The following is a 16,950-nucleotide window of genomic DNA, read 5'->3' as shown; positions in this document are numbered from 1 at the left end:
GCCTGCCTGATGGCAGGCCTACGGGCATTGAGGAGATGCAAAGATGGCCGGCGCAAAAGAGATACGTAGTAAGATCGCAAGCGTCCAGAACACGCAGAAGATCACTAAAGCGATGGAAATGGTCGCCGCTTCCAAAATGCGTAAATCGCAGGATCGTATGGCGGCCAGCCGTCCTTATGCAGAGACCATCCGCACGGTGATTGGTCACCTGGCGTTAGGGAATCTGGAATATAAACATCCGTACCTGGAAGAGCGTGACGTTAAGCGCGTCGGGTATTTGGTGGTGTCCACGGATCGTGGCCTGTGCGGTGGCTTGAACATTAACCTGTTCAAAAAATTGCTGGCAGACATGAAAGCCTGGAGCGATAAAGGCGTACAGAGCGATCTGGCGATGATCGGTTCCAAAGGGGTTTCGTTCTTCGGTTCTGTGGGCGGTAACGTTGTTGCTCAGGTTACCGGCATGGGGGATAACCCTAGCCTGTCCGAACTGATCGGGCCGGTAAAAGTGATGCTGCAAGTCTATGACGAAGGTCGTCTGGACAAGCTGTACATTGTGAGTAACAAGTTCATCAATACCATGTCTCAGGAACCCCAAGTGGTTCAGCTTCTGCCTCTGCCTCCTGCGGACGATGGCGAACTGAAGAAGAAATCCTGGGATTACCTGTATGAACCCGATCCTAAGTCGCTGCTGGATACCCTGTTGCGCCGCTATGTGGAGTCTCAGGTTTATCAGGGCGTCGTAGAAAACCTGGCCAGTGAACAGGCCGCTCGTATGGTTGCGATGAAAGCTGCAACGGACAACGGCGGTAGCCTGATCAAAGAGTTGCAGTTGGTTTACAACAAGGCTCGTCAGGCCAGCATCACGCAGGAACTCACCGAGATCGTATCGGGAGCCTCCGCGGTTTAAACCAGGTTTACGAATTACGTAGAGGGTTCAAGATGGCAACTGGAAAGATCATCCAGGTAATCGGCGCCGTGGTCGACGTCGAGTTCCCGCAAGATGCCGTACCTAACGTGTACGATGCGCTTGAGGTTGAAAACGGTGCTGAAAAACTGGTGCTGGAAACGCAGCAACAGTTGGGCGGCGGCGTTGTTCGTTGTATTGCAATGGGTTCTTCTGACGGTTTGCGTCGCGGGCTGAAAGTGAACAGCCTGGGCCATCCGATCGAAGTACCGGTAGGTAAAGCCACGCTGGGCCGTATCATGAACGTACTGGGCGAACCGGTCGACATGAAAGGCGAGATCGGCGAAGAAGAGCGTTGGGCGATTCACCGTCAGGCGCCGAGCTACGAAGAGCTCTCCAACTCCCAGGAACTGCTGGAAACGGGTATCAAGGTTATCGACCTGATGTGTCCGTTCGCCAAGGGCGGTAAAGTGGGCCTGTTCGGTGGTGCTGGTGTAGGTAAAACGGTAAACATGATGGAGCTGATCCGTAACATCGCGATCGAGCACTCCGGTTACTCCGTATTTGCCGGTGTAGGGGAACGTACCCGTGAAGGTAACGACTTCTACCACGAAATGACCGACTCCAACGTTATCGACAAAGTATCACTGGTTTACGGCCAGATGAACGAGCCGCCAGGCAACCGTCTGCGCGTAGCATTGACTGGCCTGACCATGGCGGAAAAATTCCGTGATGAAGGCCGTGACGTACTGCTGTTTGTCGATAACATCTACCGTTATACCCTGGCCGGTACGGAAGTATCCGCACTGCTGGGTCGTATGCCTTCTGCGGTAGGTTATCAGCCGACGCTGGCGGAAGAGATGGGCGTGCTGCAAGAACGTATCACCTCTACCAAAACCGGTTCTATCACATCTGTACAGGCCGTATACGTCCCTGCGGATGACTTGACTGACCCGTCGCCAGCCACCACCTTCGCCCACTTGGATGCGACTGTGGTACTGAGCCGTCAAATCGCGTCTCTGGGTATCTACCCGGCCGTTGACCCGCTGGATTCCACCAGCCGTCAATTGGATCCGCTGGTGGTTGGTCAGGAACATTACGACGTAGCGCGTGGCGTGCAGTCCATTCTGCAATGTTATCAGGAATTTAAGGATATCATCGCGATCCTGGGTATGGACGAGCTGTCTGAAGAAGACAAACTGGTCGTTGCCCGTGCGCGTAAAATCCAGCGCTTCCTGTCGCAGCCGTTCTTCGTGGCAGAAGTATTTACCGGTTCTCCGGGTAAATACGTGTCACTGAAAGACACCATCCGCGGCTTTAAAGGCATCATGGACGGTGAATACGACCATCTGCCGGAGCAGGCGTTCTACATGGTTGGCTCCATTGACGAAGCAGTGGAAAAAGCCAAGAAACTGTAACGTCTGTTAGGAGGTTGATATGGCTATGACTTACCATCTGGATGTCGTTAGCGCAGAACAGGAAATGTTCTCAGGCCTGGTGCAAAAGATCCAGGTGACGGGGAGTGAGGGCGAACTGGGTATCTACCCTGGTCACGCCCCGCTGCTCACTGCCATTAAACCTGGTATGGTGCGTATCGTTAAACAACACGGTGAAGAAGAGTATATCTATCTGTCCGGCGGCGTCCTTGAGGTGCAACCGAACTCCGTGACCGTGCTGTCCGATACCGCCATCCGTGGGCAGGACCTTGATGAAGCGCGCGCGCTGGAGTCCAAGCGTAGAGCGGAAGATCACATTCGCAATTCGCATGGCGATGTGGATTTCGCACAGGCTTCAGCAGAATTGTCGAAAGCGATTGCGAAGCTGCGTGTTATTGAGCTGACTAAAAAAGCGATGTAACTTGCGCATTCAGTAAAAAAGGCCGATCTAGCGATCGGCCTTTTTTTATAGACAAAAAATGGCGGGGTTATTCCCGCCGCTGAGGTTGCTGGTAAATTGCCCTATTCCCACCGTCATTACCACCCATCACCGTCATTCCCGCGAAGGCGGGAATCTCGTGCAGAAGAAACGCGTTTATTCTCACAGAGATCCCCGGCTTTCGCCGAGGATGACGAGAGATAAGCCGAAGATGATGAGGTGTAAAGTGACTTTATCATCAGACTGAACGGCGGGGGATTATCCCCACCGCTTATCTGGCTTTTTTCAGTCAATCATTTCTTCTTGAGGAAATCACCCAGTACCAGGTTACCTTTCGCATCGCGTGCGAACGTTTCCGGTACTTTAACGGAGACAAAGTTCTTCACGGTTATCTCTTTTCCCTGAGCGTTAACAGAGCGACCGTCTTTGATAAAGAAGTTGCTGTTGTCCACGTTACCCACCACGGCGTCGTCGTACTTGCCTTCTTGGGTTTTCAGGGAGACGTTGTTTTTAAACACGCCTTGTTTTTCCGGGCCAGAGTAAGGACTTGGACGGAAAATAAAGTTGAAGCGTTGGTTATCCAGAGCCATGTTGTTTTCTACCACCAGCGCGCCGGGGTTGAAGTTATCAGTAAAACCATCCAGTTGGTTGCCAACAGCGATGCTGTTTTTCACTTTGTGCGCAACCGGCTGACCTTCGCCGCCCATTTTGAAACCGTTGCTGGTGTTGTTCATGGCAATTGAATTCTCGATCACCACAACGCCGTTAGCGCCGTCTTCAATCTTGTTGAACAGGTCAAAACCATCGTCGATGTTGTTGTGAGAGAACGCACCGCGAATCACGTTGCCTTCACCCACGCGCATTTTCACCGCAAAACCGTCGGCGTTGATTTTGCCTGGATCCTGGTTGCTGTGTGATTCCGAGTTCAGAATCAGGTTGTGGCTTGCCCACAGCGGACGGCCTACGTCACAGGAAGAAGAAACCTGAATCCCTGTGTCGTCACAATGATGCGCCAGTACTTGTTCGATGGTGTTGTAGCTGCCTTCGATACGGAACGGCTTCTCAGTGATTTCGACGCCTTTCACATGCCAATGGCTGGCATTCAGTTGCAGGCCGTGAATCACTGCTTTTTTGCCCTGAGCGAACAGTTTTTTCGGTGCTTTCTGGCTGCCGCTGGCGCTGACGGGAATGGAAGAAGCACTGTAATCGCCGTCTGCTAGCCATAAGGTTGCTCCTGCTGGCAATACGTTAATAGCGGTTGCGAAATCTAACGGGGCAGTTTTGCTGCCATCGTTGCTTGCCTGACCTTGCGCAGAAACATAGACATTTTTGGCATCGGCCAGTTTGACTTTCTCTACGCTGAACGTTGCTTCTTTCGCTGCTTTATCATCACCTTCTGTTGGCAGATAAACGATTTTGAAGTCACTGCCCTGCGCTCAGCTTGGCAGGAACGCTTAGCGTCTCACCGGCTTTAACGGTATGTGCTGCGCCCAGCGCTTTATCGCCCTGAGTGATGGTGACGGTACCGGCATAGTTGGCACGTAGTTGCACGTCATAGTTATCGCTCGCGCTCTTGGTCGAGGACATCACCTGCAATACCGGGGCAAATGCGGCAAATTTGAATTCCGGTGACGCTTTGGTTTGTGCCGGAGAAGTCGTCAACTGCGCATCACTGACAGTGATTTTGGCGTTACGTGATGCGAAGAAGCCCACATAGTAATGATCTTTATCCAGTTTGGTGACGAGGTCCGCCCCTTTCACGTCTTTGCTTACCCAGTTGTCGCTGTCTTTGGGCGCATAGGATGTCACAAAACCGTCATTGGTACGTTCCACCTTCATACGGAAAGGAGGGGTCTGTTCCAGGTTAATTTTTTCCTGAATATTGGTCTTGGTGATCTTGGCACCCGCGTTACCCCACGGTTGCAGCACGCCGTTACGCACAATGGCTTGCAACCGGACTTCCGTATGGGATTTCTTATCCTGCGTCATGATGGCATTCATCACCATGTTGGAGGCAGCAGGGAACTCCTCATAGCCTTCCTTCAACGGATTTTGACGCGGTGCACCGATAATGTCGCGCACCAGAATTCCAGCCCCTTCCTGTGCGGCCGGTTTAGCGCCATTTTCCGGGCCAAACTGATCGACGGTCACGGTGGCTTGCAAGGTAAAGTTCACATTGGCAGGCAGCGTAGTGTAGAAGAAGGTTAGCCCATCGTGCGTGTTGGCAATTTTACCGCCGCGGCTCTCGATGGTGATCGGCGCTGAGAGGTCGGCCTTATCGTCAACCGTCAGTTTTTTGCCGTTGATGGTGACATCGTTAACGCCAACTTTTTCCGGCAGAACGTTGGAGGAGAAGTTAACGTCGGTCGATTGGCCGAAGGCGATGCTGTGCTATACCGGAGCGGGTTGTTCAGTTGCGTGTGCAGTCATGCTAAGGAACAGAAAGGACGGCGCCAGGGCTACCGTGGCAAGCCGTAAAGCACTGAGTTTCATTGTATCCCCTTGGGTATTGTTTATTGAGTTGTGTGGCTATGATGAAAAAAAAATGAAACACTGTTTCTTTTTTTTGTCACAAATGGAAACATATAAAACAAAAGTCTGTTTTTCCTGAAACCGGAATTCATTATCCGCCGTCGCGTTTTAGCCATTTTTCGGAAAAGAGGAATTAAAAAAACCACCAGTAAGGTTTAGACTTGGGTACACTTTCTTTTTCCTCGCCACGCGCGGCATTGTGGTATTTTTCGTTGAAAAATATGTAGTAATCCGCAGCGATAACGGGTTTACTTTCATCCAATTGAATCCGTGGGTTATCAATTCGTTTCATCAGGGTGGTGCATGTCTAACAGTGTCATGAGCGTGGTTATCCTTGCCGCTGGCAAAGGAACACGTATATATTCCGATCTTCCAAAAGTACTTCATCCGCTCGCTGGCAAGCCGATGGTTCAGCATGTGATTGATGCGGCTATGGAAACGGGCGCCAAACAGGTGCATTTGGTCTACGGACACTGTGGCGATTTACTGAAAGACAGGTTAACCAACCCGGATTTGAATTGGGTTCTGCAAGCGGAGCAACTCGGCACCGGGCACGCTATGCAGCAGGCGGCGCCGTTTTTTGCTGATGATGAAGATATTCTGATGCTGTACGGTGATGTTCCTTTGATATCACCCGCCACGCTGGCGCGCTTGCTGGCGGATAAGCCACAGGGCGGCATTGCGCTTCTGACGGTGAAATTGGACGACCCCACCGGTTATGGCCGCATTGTGCGCGATGAGAACGGGTCTGTGGTCGGGATTGTCGAGCACAAGGACGCGACGGAACAGCAGCGTCAGATTAACGAAATCAACACCGGCATTCTGGCAGGAAACGGTCAGGATCTGAAACGCTGGCTGAGCCAGTTAAACAATAACAACGCGCAAGGCGAGTATTACATCACCGACATTGTCGCTATGGCCGCTTCAGAAGGCCGCCGTATTGAAGCCGTACATCCTGATAATCTGAGCGAAGTAGAAGGGGTTAATAACCGCCTGCAACTGGCGACTCTGGAGCGTGTCTATCAGCGGGAACAGGCCAATAAACTGCTGCTGGCGGGCGTCATGTTATTCGATCCCGAGCGTTTTGATCTGCGTGGGACATTGACGCACGGACGTGATGTGAGTATTGATGCTAATGTGATCATTGAAGGCCAGGTCTCATTAGGGAATCGGGTTGAGATTGGTGCGGGCTGTATCATCAAAGACAGCGTGATCGGTGATGACTGTGTCCTCAGCCCGTACACCGTGTTAGAAAATGCGTTTTTGGACGCTGAGTGTACGGTAGGGCCCTTTGCGCGCCTGCGACCGGGGGCCGAGCTGGCACAGGGTGCACACGTTGGGAATTTTGTTGAGTTGAAAAAGGTGCGCTTGGGCAAAGGTTCCAAAGCAGGCCATTTGACCTATCTTGGCGATGCGGAAATTGGTGATGATGTGAATATTGGTGCAGGCACCATCACCTGTAACTATGACGGTGCCAACAAGCACAAAACCGTGATTGGTGATCGGGTGTTTGTCGGTTCTGACAGTCAACTTGTGGCCCCTGTGACCGTAGCCAGTGGCGTGACCATCGGTGCTGGCACCACAGTAACGCGCGATGTGGAAGAGAATGCGCTGGTGATAAGACGGGTAAAACAGCGTCATATTTCAGGTTGGGCGCGGCCCGTTAAGAAAAAATAAGTGATCTCGCCTCCCATTTCGTGGAGGCGGTTTTGCACAGTGTTTTAGGCTAAAGCACTCCGCAAAACATAATAATCCCCACTCTCTACAAGGCTCGGGGACGCCGGAAAAATCGGCACGATCAGGTCTAAGACGTCGAAAGTGACACAATATGTCACGCGTATAGGAATACACATCCATGTGTGGAATTGTAGGCGCAGTTGCGCAACGCGATATTTCTGAAATTTTGTTAGAAGGGCTTCGCCGCCTTGAGTACCGTGGTTATGACTCTGCGGGGTTGGCGGTGGTTGACGCAGAGGGGCACGTTGCCCGCGTACGTCGCTTGGGTAAGGTACAGATACTGGCGCAAGCGGTGGAAGAGCATCCGCTTGCGGGCGGTACGGGCATTGCTCATACCCGTTGGGCAACGCACGGTGAGCCGTCAGAAGAGAATGCGCACCCGCACGTCTCCGGTCCTATTATCATTGTTCACAACGGCATTATTGAAAACCACGAACCACTGCGTGAAACGCTGATCGGGCGTGGCTATCGTTTTGTTTCTGAAACTGATACCGAAGTGGTTGCGCACCTGGTGCACTGGGAACAGCAACAGACCGGCGGTGCGCTGGTTGACGTGGTAAAACTCGTGATCCCTCAGCTGCGTGGTGCTTACGGTATGGTGGTGATGGACAGCCGCGATCCGAGCGTGCTGGTGGCTGCCCGTTCCGGTAGTCCGCTAGTGATTGGCCGTGGTGTCGGTGAAAACTTCCTCGCGTCTGACCAACTGGCTCTGCTGCCGGTTACCCGCCGCTTTATGTTCCTGGAAGAGGGCGACGTGGCTGAAGTGACGCGCCGCACTGTGCGTATTTTCAACCGCGAGGGCGATGTCGTTGAGCGTGAAGAGATTGAATCCAAAGTCAATTACGACTCTGGTGACAAAGGTGCTTATCGCCATTACATGCAGAAAGAGATTTACGAACAGCCGCTGGCGATCAAAAACACCCTGGAATGGCGTTTTAGCCACGGTGAAGTGAATCTGTCTGAACTGGGCCCGAAGGCGGATGAACTGCTGGCCAAGGTGCAGCATATCCAGATTATTGCCTGCGGCACGTCCTACAACTCAGGCATGGTTTCCCGTTACTGGTTTGAAGCATTGGCAGGTGTGCCTTGTGATGTGGAAATCGCCTCTGAATTCCGCTATCGCAAACCGGCGGTGCGCGCCGATAGCCTGATGATCACCCTTTCCCAATCCGGTGAAACGGCGGATACGCTGGCAGCGCTGCGCTTGTCCAAAGAGCTGGGATATCTGGGATCGCTGGCCATTTGTAACGTGGCAGGATCATCGCTGGTCCGTGAATCTGATTTGGCGTTGATGACCAAAGCCGGTACGGAAATCGGTGTGGCGTCTACCAAGGCGTTTACCACCCAGCTAACGGTGCTTCTGATGCTGGTGGCGCGTATTGGCCGTCTGCGCGGTATGGATGCCCAAATTGAGCACGACATCGTTCACGGCCTGCAAGCGCTGCCTGCGCGTATCGAGCAGATGCTGTCGCAGGACAAGCTGATTGAGTCTCTGGCAGAAGGTTTCTCGGATAAGCACCATGCGCTGTTCCTGGGGCGCGGCGATCAGTACCCTATCGCAATGGAAGGGGCGCTGAAGCTTAAAGAGATCTCCTACATCCATGCAGAAGCCTACGCGGCGGGTGAGTTGAAGCACGGCCCGCTGGCGCTGATTGATGTGGATATGCCTGTGGTAGTGGTAGCGCCCAACAATGAGCTGTTGGAAAAACTGAAATCCAACATCGAAGAAGTGCGCGCGCGCGGCGGTGAGCTCTATGTGTTTGCCGATGAAGAAGCGGGCTTTACCAGCAGCGAAAACATGTGCATCATTCCGCTGCCGCATGTGGAAGAGGTGATTGCCCCAATCTTCTACACCGTGCCGTTGCAGTTGCTCTCCTACCACGTGGCGCTGATCAAAGGCACCGACGTTGACCAACCGCGTAACCTGGCGAAATCGGTGACGGTAGAGTAACTGCCGTTATACTGCGCTGCATAACAGGACCTGCCCTATATGGGCAGGTTTTTTTATGTGATAAGCGTTCAACGTCGCGCCAAAGCCAACAACACCCCCAATCCTACCAATACGCCGCCAAAGGTTCTGTCGATCCAATGACGCACGTCGAGCAGTCGTTCACGGATCGCGCCGGGAGAGAAGAACAGGGCGACCAGACAAAACCATGAGATGTGCGCTACCGAAATAAAAATACCGTAACCGATTTGCACCGCCAATGGCGTCTGTGGGCTTACTACCTGCATAAACAGGCTGACGATGAATACCGTTGCTTTGGGATTTAACGCATTGGTGAGAAAGCCGGTGCGTAGCGCTATCCAATTAGAGACGGAGGCGATACCGGTATCGGGCTGGGCGCTGGCGGGTTTGGCTCGTAACATTTTCACTCCAAGCCAAATGAGGTATGCCGCGCCAATCAGTTTGATCATATTGAACAGCCACAGTGATTGCTGAATGATCAACCCGATGCCTATCAGGGTATAGCTCACATGGACCAGAAAGCCACCACCGATCCCGACAGCCGTTAAGATTCCCGCACGGCGCGACAGCATCAGGCTATTGCGCGTCACCATGGCAAAATCAGGCCCTGGGCTAATAACGGCAAACAGTGTTATTGTGAATACAGCGAGATATTCAACCATACATAACCTTTTTTAACATAGAATTAGATATCAATATGCTATGCAAACGATGTAGGGATAACTAACGATGATTTCTGACAGTAATGGTGAGTTAGACTCACCATTAGACGTAAATCAAAACCGCCTTCCTTCACTGATCGCCTTGCGCTGTTTTGAAGCCGCAGCACGGTTTGAGAACTTCACGCGTGCCGCCGAAGTGTTACATCTTACGCACGGTGCAATTAGTCGTGCGGTGCGTATGCTGGAGGATGACTTAGGGGTTGCGCTGTTTGAACGGCGCAGTCGCCGTGTTTTTCTGACGCAAGCAGGCCGCACGCTGGCACAGGCGGTGAATGAAGGATTGACGGTCATGCAGCGCGCCACCAGTGAACTGCGTGCCAGCACGCGCCAGCAGCGGCGCTGGGTGGTGTCATGTGAACCCACATTGCTGATGCGTTGGCTGATCCCCCGTTGGCCAGCGTTTCAGGCAAAACATCCGGATCGGGATATTCATCTGGTTGCTGGCGGAGGAGCATTTTCATTTAACACTGGCATTGATTTGACCATTCGGCGCGATGATTTCCCGTTACCTGACGGTTACCATGCAGAATACCTGTTCAGTGAAAAAGTCGGGCCTGTGTGCCGGCCTGATAACGTGACTGACTGGTTTTCTCCCGCTGAAAACGGGTTGTCATTGCGAACCGCTGCGCCCCGTTTACACAGCCGCACGCGTTTAAGTGCCTGGCAAACATGGAGTGCGATCACACAACACCCGCTGCATGACAATAGCGGACAAACGTTCGAGCATTTTTATTTCAGCTTACAGGCTGCCGTTGCCGGATTAGGGGTTGCCATTGGGCCGTGGCAATTGGTCAGAGATGATATTGCCAGTGGCGTTCTGGCTGCACCGCTGGGATTTGTCGAGTAGGGTTCCTGTTACTGTCTGCTGTCGTCTTCCCCTTTATTACCTGATACTTTTCAGGCAGATTTATTGGTCTGGTTACGCGCTATGGCCTGAATCAACGCCGCGTTTCTTCAGGTAAAATGCTGCGTTTAATGCAATTGATCGTGAATATTTTTTGTGTGTCATAAAAATGTCATATTAAATACATTTTACTGTCATGTAATTGTCCTATTTTTCCTCCTGCGAACTACACTCTGATCAATAAAGAATCTGGGTCGACACCTTTAAAAAATCCCACAGGAGGGATTATGAAACTGATGCGTACCATGATTGCCGGTTTTGTTATGGCAACCTTCTCCCTGACGGCGGCCAACGCCTCATCTGCTGTTAACCTTACCGGTGCAGGTGCTACGTTCCCAGCGCCGGTCTACGCAAAGTGGGCGGACTCTTACCAGAAAGAAACGGGTAATAAAGTTAACTACCAAGGTATTGGTTCTTCTGGCGGCGTTAAGCAGATTCAAGCAAAAACCGTTGATTTCGGTGCATCTGATGCGCCGCTGGCTGATGAGAAACTGGCTGAAGATGGCCTGTTCCAGTTCCCTACCGTGATCGGCGGGATCGTTCTGGCCGTTAACGTCCCTGGCATTAAATCTGACGATCTGACGCTGGATGGCAAGACGCTGGGCGATATCTACCTGGGTAAAATCAAGAAATGGAATGACCCGGCTATCACTAAACTGAACCCGAATGCCAAGCTGCCGGATCAGGATATTGCCGTTGTACGTCGTGCTGACGGTTCTGGTACGTCTTTCGTGTTCACCGGCTATCTGGCGAAAGTAAACCAGGAATGGAAAGAAAAAGTGGGTTCCGGTTCTACGGTTAACTGGCCTACTGGTCTGGGTGGTAAAGGTAACGACGGTATTGCCGCGTTCGTTCAGCGTCTGCCGGGTTCTATCGGTTACGTTGAATACGCCTATGCCAAGCAAAATAACCTGGCATACACCAAGCTGGTTTCTGCCGATGGTAAAGTGGTTCAGCCTACCGGCCAAACGTTCAGCAACGCGGCCAAGGGTATCGACTGGAGCAAATCTTTTGCCCAGGACCTGACCAACCAACACGGTGCTGACGCATGGCCCATCACGTCTACCACCTTCATTCTGGTTCACCAGAAACAAGACAAACCAGAGCAGGGCGCTGAAGTGCTGAAGTTCTTTGACTGGGCGTTCAAGAAAGGCGGTGAGCAAGCGGTAGCGCTAGATTACGCTACTCTGCCAAACGAAGTGGTTGAGCAGATCCGCGCGTCGTGGAAAACCAGTGTAAAAGACAGCAGCGGTAACGCGCTGTTTAAATAAGCACTGAAACGCTATGCAAGCCCTTGAGCGGTTAACAAGGCACTGACATCAGTTATGGAGGATGGGCGGGAAGCCCGTCCGCCTTTGCCTGTCAAATGCAACATACCCGAATTGATGGGTATAACACTGAAGAAGAGAGCCCTATGGCGGAGTATAAGCCAACCATGAAAGCCCCCGGAAAGCTAGGCGATGTCATCTTTAGCGCGATGGTAAGAGCCTCTGCGCTGCTGACTCTGCTGTTGCTGGGCGGCATCATCGTATCCCTGATCGTGGCATCCTGGCCGAGCATTGAGAAGTTTGGTCTGGCGTTCCTGTGGACCAAAGAGTGGGACGCGCCTGCCGGGCAGTTCGGTGCACTGGTACCGATTTACGGCACCATTGTGACCTCTTTGATTGCCTTGATCATTGCTATCCCTATCAGCTTCGGTATCGCCTTGTTCCTGACCGAACTGGCACCGAACTGGTTAAAACGCCCATTGGGTGTTGCCATTGAATTATTGGCCGCCATTCCGAGTATCGTATACGGCATGTGGGGTCTGTTTATCTTCGCACCGTTGTTTGCCAAATACTTCCAGCAACCGGTCGGAAGTATCCTGTCCGGCATTCCTATTTTGGGCACGCTGTTCTCTGGTCCGGCGTTTGGTATCGGTATTCTGGCCGCCGGTGTGATTCTGGCCATCATGATCATTCCTTATATCGCTGCCGTAATGCGCGACGTGTTTGAGCAAACACCGGTAATGATGAAAGAGTCAGCCTACGGCATTGGTTGCACCACCTGGGAAGTGATTTGGCGCATCGTATTGCCTTACACCAAAAACGGGGTGATTGGCGGCGTCATGCTGGGGTTGGGGCGTGCACTGGGTGAAACCATGGCGGTGACCTTTATTATCGGTAACACCTACCAGTTGGACAGCCTGTCGCTGTTTATGCCTGGCAACAGTATCACTTCCGCGCTGGCGAACGAGTTTGCCGAAGCGGAATCTGGCCTGCATACGGCAGCATTGATGCAGCTTGGTCTTATCCTGTTTGTGATTACCTTTATCGTGTTGGCGCTGTCTAAGTTGATGATTATGCGTTTGGCAAAAAATGAGGGGGCACGCTAATGGCGGCGTTAGGAATGGAACAAGAAGCCACACTGGCGCGTACCTGGCAGAAAATGCAGGCCTGGCGTCGCCAGAAGAACCGCATTGCGCTATGCCTCTCCATGACCACCATGGTATTTGGCCTGTTCTGGCTGGTGTGGATCCTGTTCTCTACCGTGGTGAGAGGGATCGACGGCATGTCGCTGGCGTTGTTTACCGAAATGACGCCACCGCCCAATACCGCAGGTGGTGGGCTTGCCAACGCCATTGTCGGTAGTGGATTGCTGATTTTCTGGGCCACGGTCTTTGGTACACCGCTCGGCATTATGGCGGGTATCTACCTAGCGGAATATGGTCGCAAATCCATTGTTGCCGAAGTGATTCGCTTTATTAACGATATCTTATTGTCAGCACCTTCGATTGTGGTTGGCTTGTTTGTCTACTCGATTGTCGTGACAAAGATGCAGCACTTCTCAGGGTGGGCGGGGGTGATTGCACTGGCGCTATTGCAGGTGCCTATCGTGATTCGTACCACGGAGAACATGCTGAAACTGGTTCCCGATAGCCTGCGTGAAGCGGCCTATGCGCTGGGAACGCCGAAGTGGAAAATGATTTCGGCCATCACATTGAAAGCCTCTGTCTCCGGCATTATCACCGGCGTGCTGCTGGCCATTGCTCGTATCGCCGGGGAAACCGCACCGTTGCTGTTTACGTCGCTGTCCAACCAGTTCTGGAACACCGACATGATGCACCCGATTGCCAACCTGCCCGTCACCATCTTTAAGTTTGCCATGAGCCCGTTTGTCGAGTGGCAACAGCTGGCCTGGGCGGGGGTGCTACTGATTACTCTGTGCGTGCTGCTGCTGAACATTGTCGCGCGTATTTTGTTCGCGAAAAAGAAACATTAATGGATTCAACGGTGTGTCGGACGACACACCAGTTAAAAGAGAGAAGTCTTAATGAGTATGGCTACCGAGACATCCAACCACAAAATCCAGGTGCGCAATTTGAATTTCTATTACGGAAAATTCCATGCGCTGAAAGACATTACGCTGGATATTGCCACCAATCAGGTGACCGCATTTATCGGCCCGTCTGGCTGCGGCAAATCCACGCTGTTGCGCACGCTGAATAAAATGTATCAACTGTATCCGGAACAGCGCGCGGAAGGGGATATTTTGCTGGATGGTAACAACATTCTTACTGACAAGCAGGATGTGGCGTTGCTGCGTGCCAAGGTGGGCATGGTGTTCCAGAAGCCAACCCCGTTCCCGATGTCGATTTATGACAATATTGCCTTCGGTGTGCGTTTGTTCGAAAAACTTTCCCGCGCCGATATGGATGAGCGCGTGCAGTGGGCATTGACCAAAGCCGCATTGTGGCAGGAAACCAAAGATAAGCTGCACCAGAGTGGATACAGTCTCTCGGGTGGTCAGCAGCAGCGTTTGTGCATTGCGCGCGGTATCGCTATCCGTCCCGATGTATTGCTGCTTGATGAACCTTGTTCGGCGCTGGACCCTATCTCTACGGGCCGCATCGAAGAGCTGATTTCCGAATTGAAGAAAGATTATACCGTGGTGATCGTCACCCACAACATGCAACAGGCGGCACGCTGTTCGGATAATACGGCATTTATGTACCTGGGCGAACTGATCGAATTTAGCGATACAGATACCCTGTTTACCGCGCCCAAACAGAAACAGACCGAAGACTACATTACCGGTCGCTATGGTTGATTACAGGAAGCATCATGGACAATCTGAATCTGAACAAACACATTTCCGGGCAGTTCAACGCTGAGCTTGAGCACATTCGTACCCAGGTGATGACCATGGGCGGTTTGGTTGAGCAGCAACTGACGGATGCCATTACGGCAATGCACAACCGTGACGCGGAATTGGCCCAGCGCGTGATTGAAGGTGATGCCAAGGTGAACTTAATGGAGGTGACCATCGATGAAGCCTGTGTGCGTATCATCGCCAAGCGTCAACCAACGGCGAGTGATTTGCGTCTGGTGATGGCAATCATCAAAACCATTTCTGAACTGGAGCGTATTGGCGATGTAGCGGATAAAATCTGTCGCACCGCGTTGGAGAAATATTCGCATCAGCATCAGCCTTTGCTGGTTAGCCTGGAATCGTTGGGTCGTCATACGGTAGAAATGCTGCATGACGTACTGGACGCCTTTGCGCGCATGGATCTGGATGAAGCTATCCGTATTTATCGCGAAGACAAGAAGGTCGATAAAGAGTATGAAGGCATTGTGCGCCAACTGATGACGCACATGATGGAAGACTCACGTACCATTCCGAGCGTATTGACCGCGCTGTTTTGCGCCCGCTCAATCGAACGCATCGGCGACCGTTGCCAGAACATCTGCGAGTTTATTTTCTACTTCGTTAAAGGGCAGGATTTCCGCCATATTGGTGGTGATGCGCTGGAAAAACTGCTGGAGAAAGAGAAAAACGGACCTGCACCTCAGTGATGTTGCAGGCTACTACGCCCCGTTAGGGGCGTAGTATTGATGTTGATAGGCAGGGCATGCGCTAAACGCGTTGTTTTACAATATAATATCCATTACTTGATTTTCACGCTGAATAGTCAGTGCCAATGTTCCTTTGGGCTCCTGAAGTAACAATTTTCTCACTGTTTTTATTTTTTCTGGTGCATATGTGGTGTTGTTGATGGTTAATATCTTATCACCATTTTTTAATCCGTATTTTTGTATTTCTTCATTATTGTTGTAAAACACTTCAATGCTTCCATCCATATAGCGAACTGCAATGGAACGTTCATGAGGAATGCTGTTTTTTTCAATAGAGTCAGCGTCATAGCAAAACATCATGCGCGAAGGTATAAACGTATAGCGTTTAAACCGAGACAGGAAATCCATCCCGACATGAAATTTCCCTTCCTGATTATCTGAAAACTCCATTTTATTTAATGGCAACCCATTAAATACAAAGTCCTGTAAGATATATTGGGTGCTTTTTGTTAAGCCACCCGCTTCAGCCATCGGTTCATTGCTAGACAATAATTCAAGCGATAGCTTGTTCTCTTTGACATAATTGAGGAATTCATTGGAAACGAAGCTATGATCGGCGCCGGTATCCATGCGAAAGGCCACATCATTATTTTTATATTTAAACCAGAGTTGTGGCATCCGGTTGTAACTGTCATCATAGCCGGTGCACGCCTGATAATCCGATGCGGAGGGGAGCTTGTCGGAAATAACAACCTTTTTTTTGTCATTATCGACTTTCCAATTGAACCGTCTAAACGTATCAATACCGATAATGCCATCTATTTTTGTTCCCATCGATTGCGTCAGCAGTGATAAATCGAGAGAAACCCATATGTCGCTGTCATTGATCTCTTTTGTGCCGATGACGAAGGTGGTTGGTTTCAATAGGGCAAATTGATGTCCCTCCAATCGTCCAGAAACCGTTGCGACGTTTGAAAATTCCTGACGATAATTCTGTGGAATTTCTGATGAGAGTAAAGGGCGTGTTATCGTGTTCGCTATTTTTTCATCAATAAAGGTTACGCTGGCACCAGTATCAACGAGAAAGTTTAATGTTTTGTTGTTTATCACGACGGGGATAACGATGTCATCTTCAATACTCGTTTCGAGAACGGTCCCTGCTTTTTTATTATTTTGCGTTTCACGCGGGTTCTTTTCCAGATAATCGCACCCGGTCACGCTTGATAAACAAAGTAATATTGATGCTATTTGGGTTGTTTTTTCATGGCTTAGAGGCATTTTCATTCCTGCTTGCTGAATTTTTTGAAAATTCTATTGCTGTTTATATAAACAATATATAAACAATATATAACCGTCATTCCGCACCTACTTTAAGAATAAATTCGACGGTATCGCTCGCCGAGAACATCAACGATGGTCTTGTGAACAGAATTGAGGTTGGATACTTGTGGTGGTCTGTCACCAATACT

The 16,950-nt window shown here is 51.1% G+C and carries 14 protein-coding genes and 1 pseudogene; 11 read left to right on the top strand and 4 right to left on the bottom strand.

Annotation, left to right across the window (positions count from 1 at the left end):
• Window positions 1-43 precede the first annotated feature (43 nt).
• The 3 genes from atpG to ACTBDZ_RS03400 are packed head-to-tail and all read left to right on the top strand — an operon-like array spanning window position 44 to window position 2,761.
• Window positions 44-907, top strand: a complete 864-nt coding sequence (gene atpG / locus ACTBDZ_RS03410; RefSeq protein WP_438814249.1) for a F0F1 ATP synthase subunit gamma — start codon at window positions 44-46, stop codon at window positions 905-907.
• 32 nt (window positions 908-939) lie between these two features.
• Window positions 940-2,322 (top strand): F0F1 ATP synthase subunit beta, encoded by a 1,383-nt coding sequence (gene atpD / locus ACTBDZ_RS03405; RefSeq protein WP_438814248.1) that lies wholly within the window; start codon window positions 940-942, stop codon window positions 2,320-2,322.
• Between the two features lie 19 nt (window positions 2,323-2,341).
• Window positions 2,342-2,761 (top strand): F0F1 ATP synthase subunit epsilon, encoded by a 420-nt coding sequence (locus ACTBDZ_RS03400; RefSeq protein ID WP_438814247.1) that lies wholly within the window; start codon window positions 2,342-2,344, stop codon window positions 2,759-2,761.
• A gap of 311 nt (window positions 2,762-3,072) precedes the next feature.
• Here ACTBDZ_RS03400 and ACTBDZ_RS03395 read toward each other — a convergent pair.
• Both ACTBDZ_RS03395 and ACTBDZ_RS03390 read right to left on the bottom strand, forming a co-directional pair.
• Window positions 3,073-5,209: pseudogene (locus ACTBDZ_RS03395) on the bottom strand (right-handed parallel beta-helix repeat-containing protein).
• 235 nt (window positions 5,210-5,444) lie between these two features.
• Window positions 5,445-5,603 carry a hypothetical protein gene (locus ACTBDZ_RS03390; protein WP_438814246.1) on the bottom strand — a complete coding sequence of 53 codons (159 nt, stop codon included), beginning with the start codon at window positions 5,601-5,603 and terminating at the stop codon, window positions 5,445-5,447.
• A gap of 11 nt (window positions 5,604-5,614) precedes the next feature.
• Here ACTBDZ_RS03390 and glmU point away from each other — a divergent pair, with 11 nt between their 5' ends.
• Window positions 5,615-6,988, top strand: coding sequence for a bifunctional UDP-N-acetylglucosamine diphosphorylase/glucosamine-1-phosphate N-acetyltransferase GlmU (gene glmU, locus ACTBDZ_RS03385; RefSeq protein WP_438814245.1), 1,374 nt, complete (start codon window positions 5,615-5,617; stop codon window positions 6,986-6,988).
• A gap of 178 nt (window positions 6,989-7,166) precedes the next feature.
• A complete protein-coding gene (gene glmS, locus ACTBDZ_RS03380) occupies window positions 7,167-8,999 on the top strand; it encodes a glutamine--fructose-6-phosphate transaminase (isomerizing) (protein ID WP_438814244.1) in 1,833 nt (610 codons plus the stop codon).
• A 68-nt stretch (window positions 9,000-9,067) separates the two neighbouring features.
• Here the strand turns inward: glmS and ACTBDZ_RS03375 are convergent, their stop codons facing one another.
• On the bottom strand, window positions 9,068-9,679 hold the full coding sequence (locus ACTBDZ_RS03375) for a LysE family translocator (protein ID WP_438814243.1): 612 nt from the start codon (window positions 9,677-9,679) through the stop codon (window positions 9,068-9,070).
• A gap of 67 nt (window positions 9,680-9,746) precedes the next feature.
• Between ACTBDZ_RS03375 and ACTBDZ_RS03370 the strand changes: the two genes are divergently transcribed.
• The 6 genes from ACTBDZ_RS03370 (at window position 9,747) to phoU (ending at window position 15,481) form a co-directional block, all read left to right on the top strand.
• A complete protein-coding gene (locus tag ACTBDZ_RS03370) occupies window positions 9,747-10,586 on the top strand; it encodes a LysR family transcriptional regulator (protein ID WP_438814242.1) in 840 nt (279 codons plus the stop codon).
• 284 nt (window positions 10,587-10,870) lie between these two features.
• The gene (gene pstS, locus ACTBDZ_RS03365) at window positions 10,871-11,914 is read left to right on the top strand and encodes a phosphate ABC transporter substrate-binding protein PstS (RefSeq protein ID WP_438814241.1); all 1,044 of its coding nucleotides are present in this window, start codon (window positions 10,871-10,873) and stop codon (window positions 11,912-11,914) included.
• Window positions 11,915-12,057: 143 nt separating this feature from the next.
• The gene (pstC, locus tag ACTBDZ_RS03360; protein ID WP_438814240.1) at window positions 12,058-13,017 is read left to right on the top strand and encodes a phosphate ABC transporter permease PstC; all 960 of its coding nucleotides are present in this window, start codon (window positions 12,058-12,060) and stop codon (window positions 13,015-13,017) included.
• The gene (pstA, locus tag ACTBDZ_RS03355; protein ID WP_438814239.1) at window positions 13,017-13,904 is read left to right on the top strand and encodes a phosphate ABC transporter permease PstA; all 888 of its coding nucleotides are present in this window, start codon (window positions 13,017-13,019) and stop codon (window positions 13,902-13,904) included. The genes pstC and pstA overlap by 1 nt, the downstream gene beginning before the upstream one ends.
• Before the next feature lie 51 nt (window positions 13,905-13,955).
• Window positions 13,956-14,732, top strand: coding sequence for a phosphate ABC transporter ATP-binding protein PstB (gene pstB / locus ACTBDZ_RS03350; RefSeq protein WP_438814238.1), 777 nt, complete (start codon window positions 13,956-13,958; stop codon window positions 14,730-14,732).
• Between the two features lie 14 nt (window positions 14,733-14,746).
• Window positions 14,747-15,481: a phosphate signaling complex protein PhoU gene (gene phoU, locus ACTBDZ_RS03345; RefSeq protein WP_195313242.1), complete on the top strand. Its 735-nt coding sequence runs from the start codon at window positions 14,747-14,749 to the stop codon at window positions 15,479-15,481.
• Between the two features lie 75 nt (window positions 15,482-15,556).
• Here phoU and ACTBDZ_RS03340 read toward each other — a convergent pair whose 3' ends face one another.
• On the bottom strand, window positions 15,557-16,765 hold the full coding sequence (locus ACTBDZ_RS03340; RefSeq protein ID WP_438814237.1) for a retroviral-like aspartic protease family protein: 1,209 nt from the start codon (window positions 16,763-16,765) through the stop codon (window positions 15,557-15,559).
• Window positions 16,766-16,950: the final 185 nt, after the last annotated feature.

Source organism: Symbiopectobacterium sp. (genome assembly GCF_051710365.1).
Classification (GTDB): Bacteria; Pseudomonadota; Gammaproteobacteria; order Enterobacterales; family Enterobacteriaceae; genus Symbiopectobacterium.
Note: the sequence above shows the minus strand (reverse complement) of the source record. Positions and strands in the feature narration are given on the sequence as shown.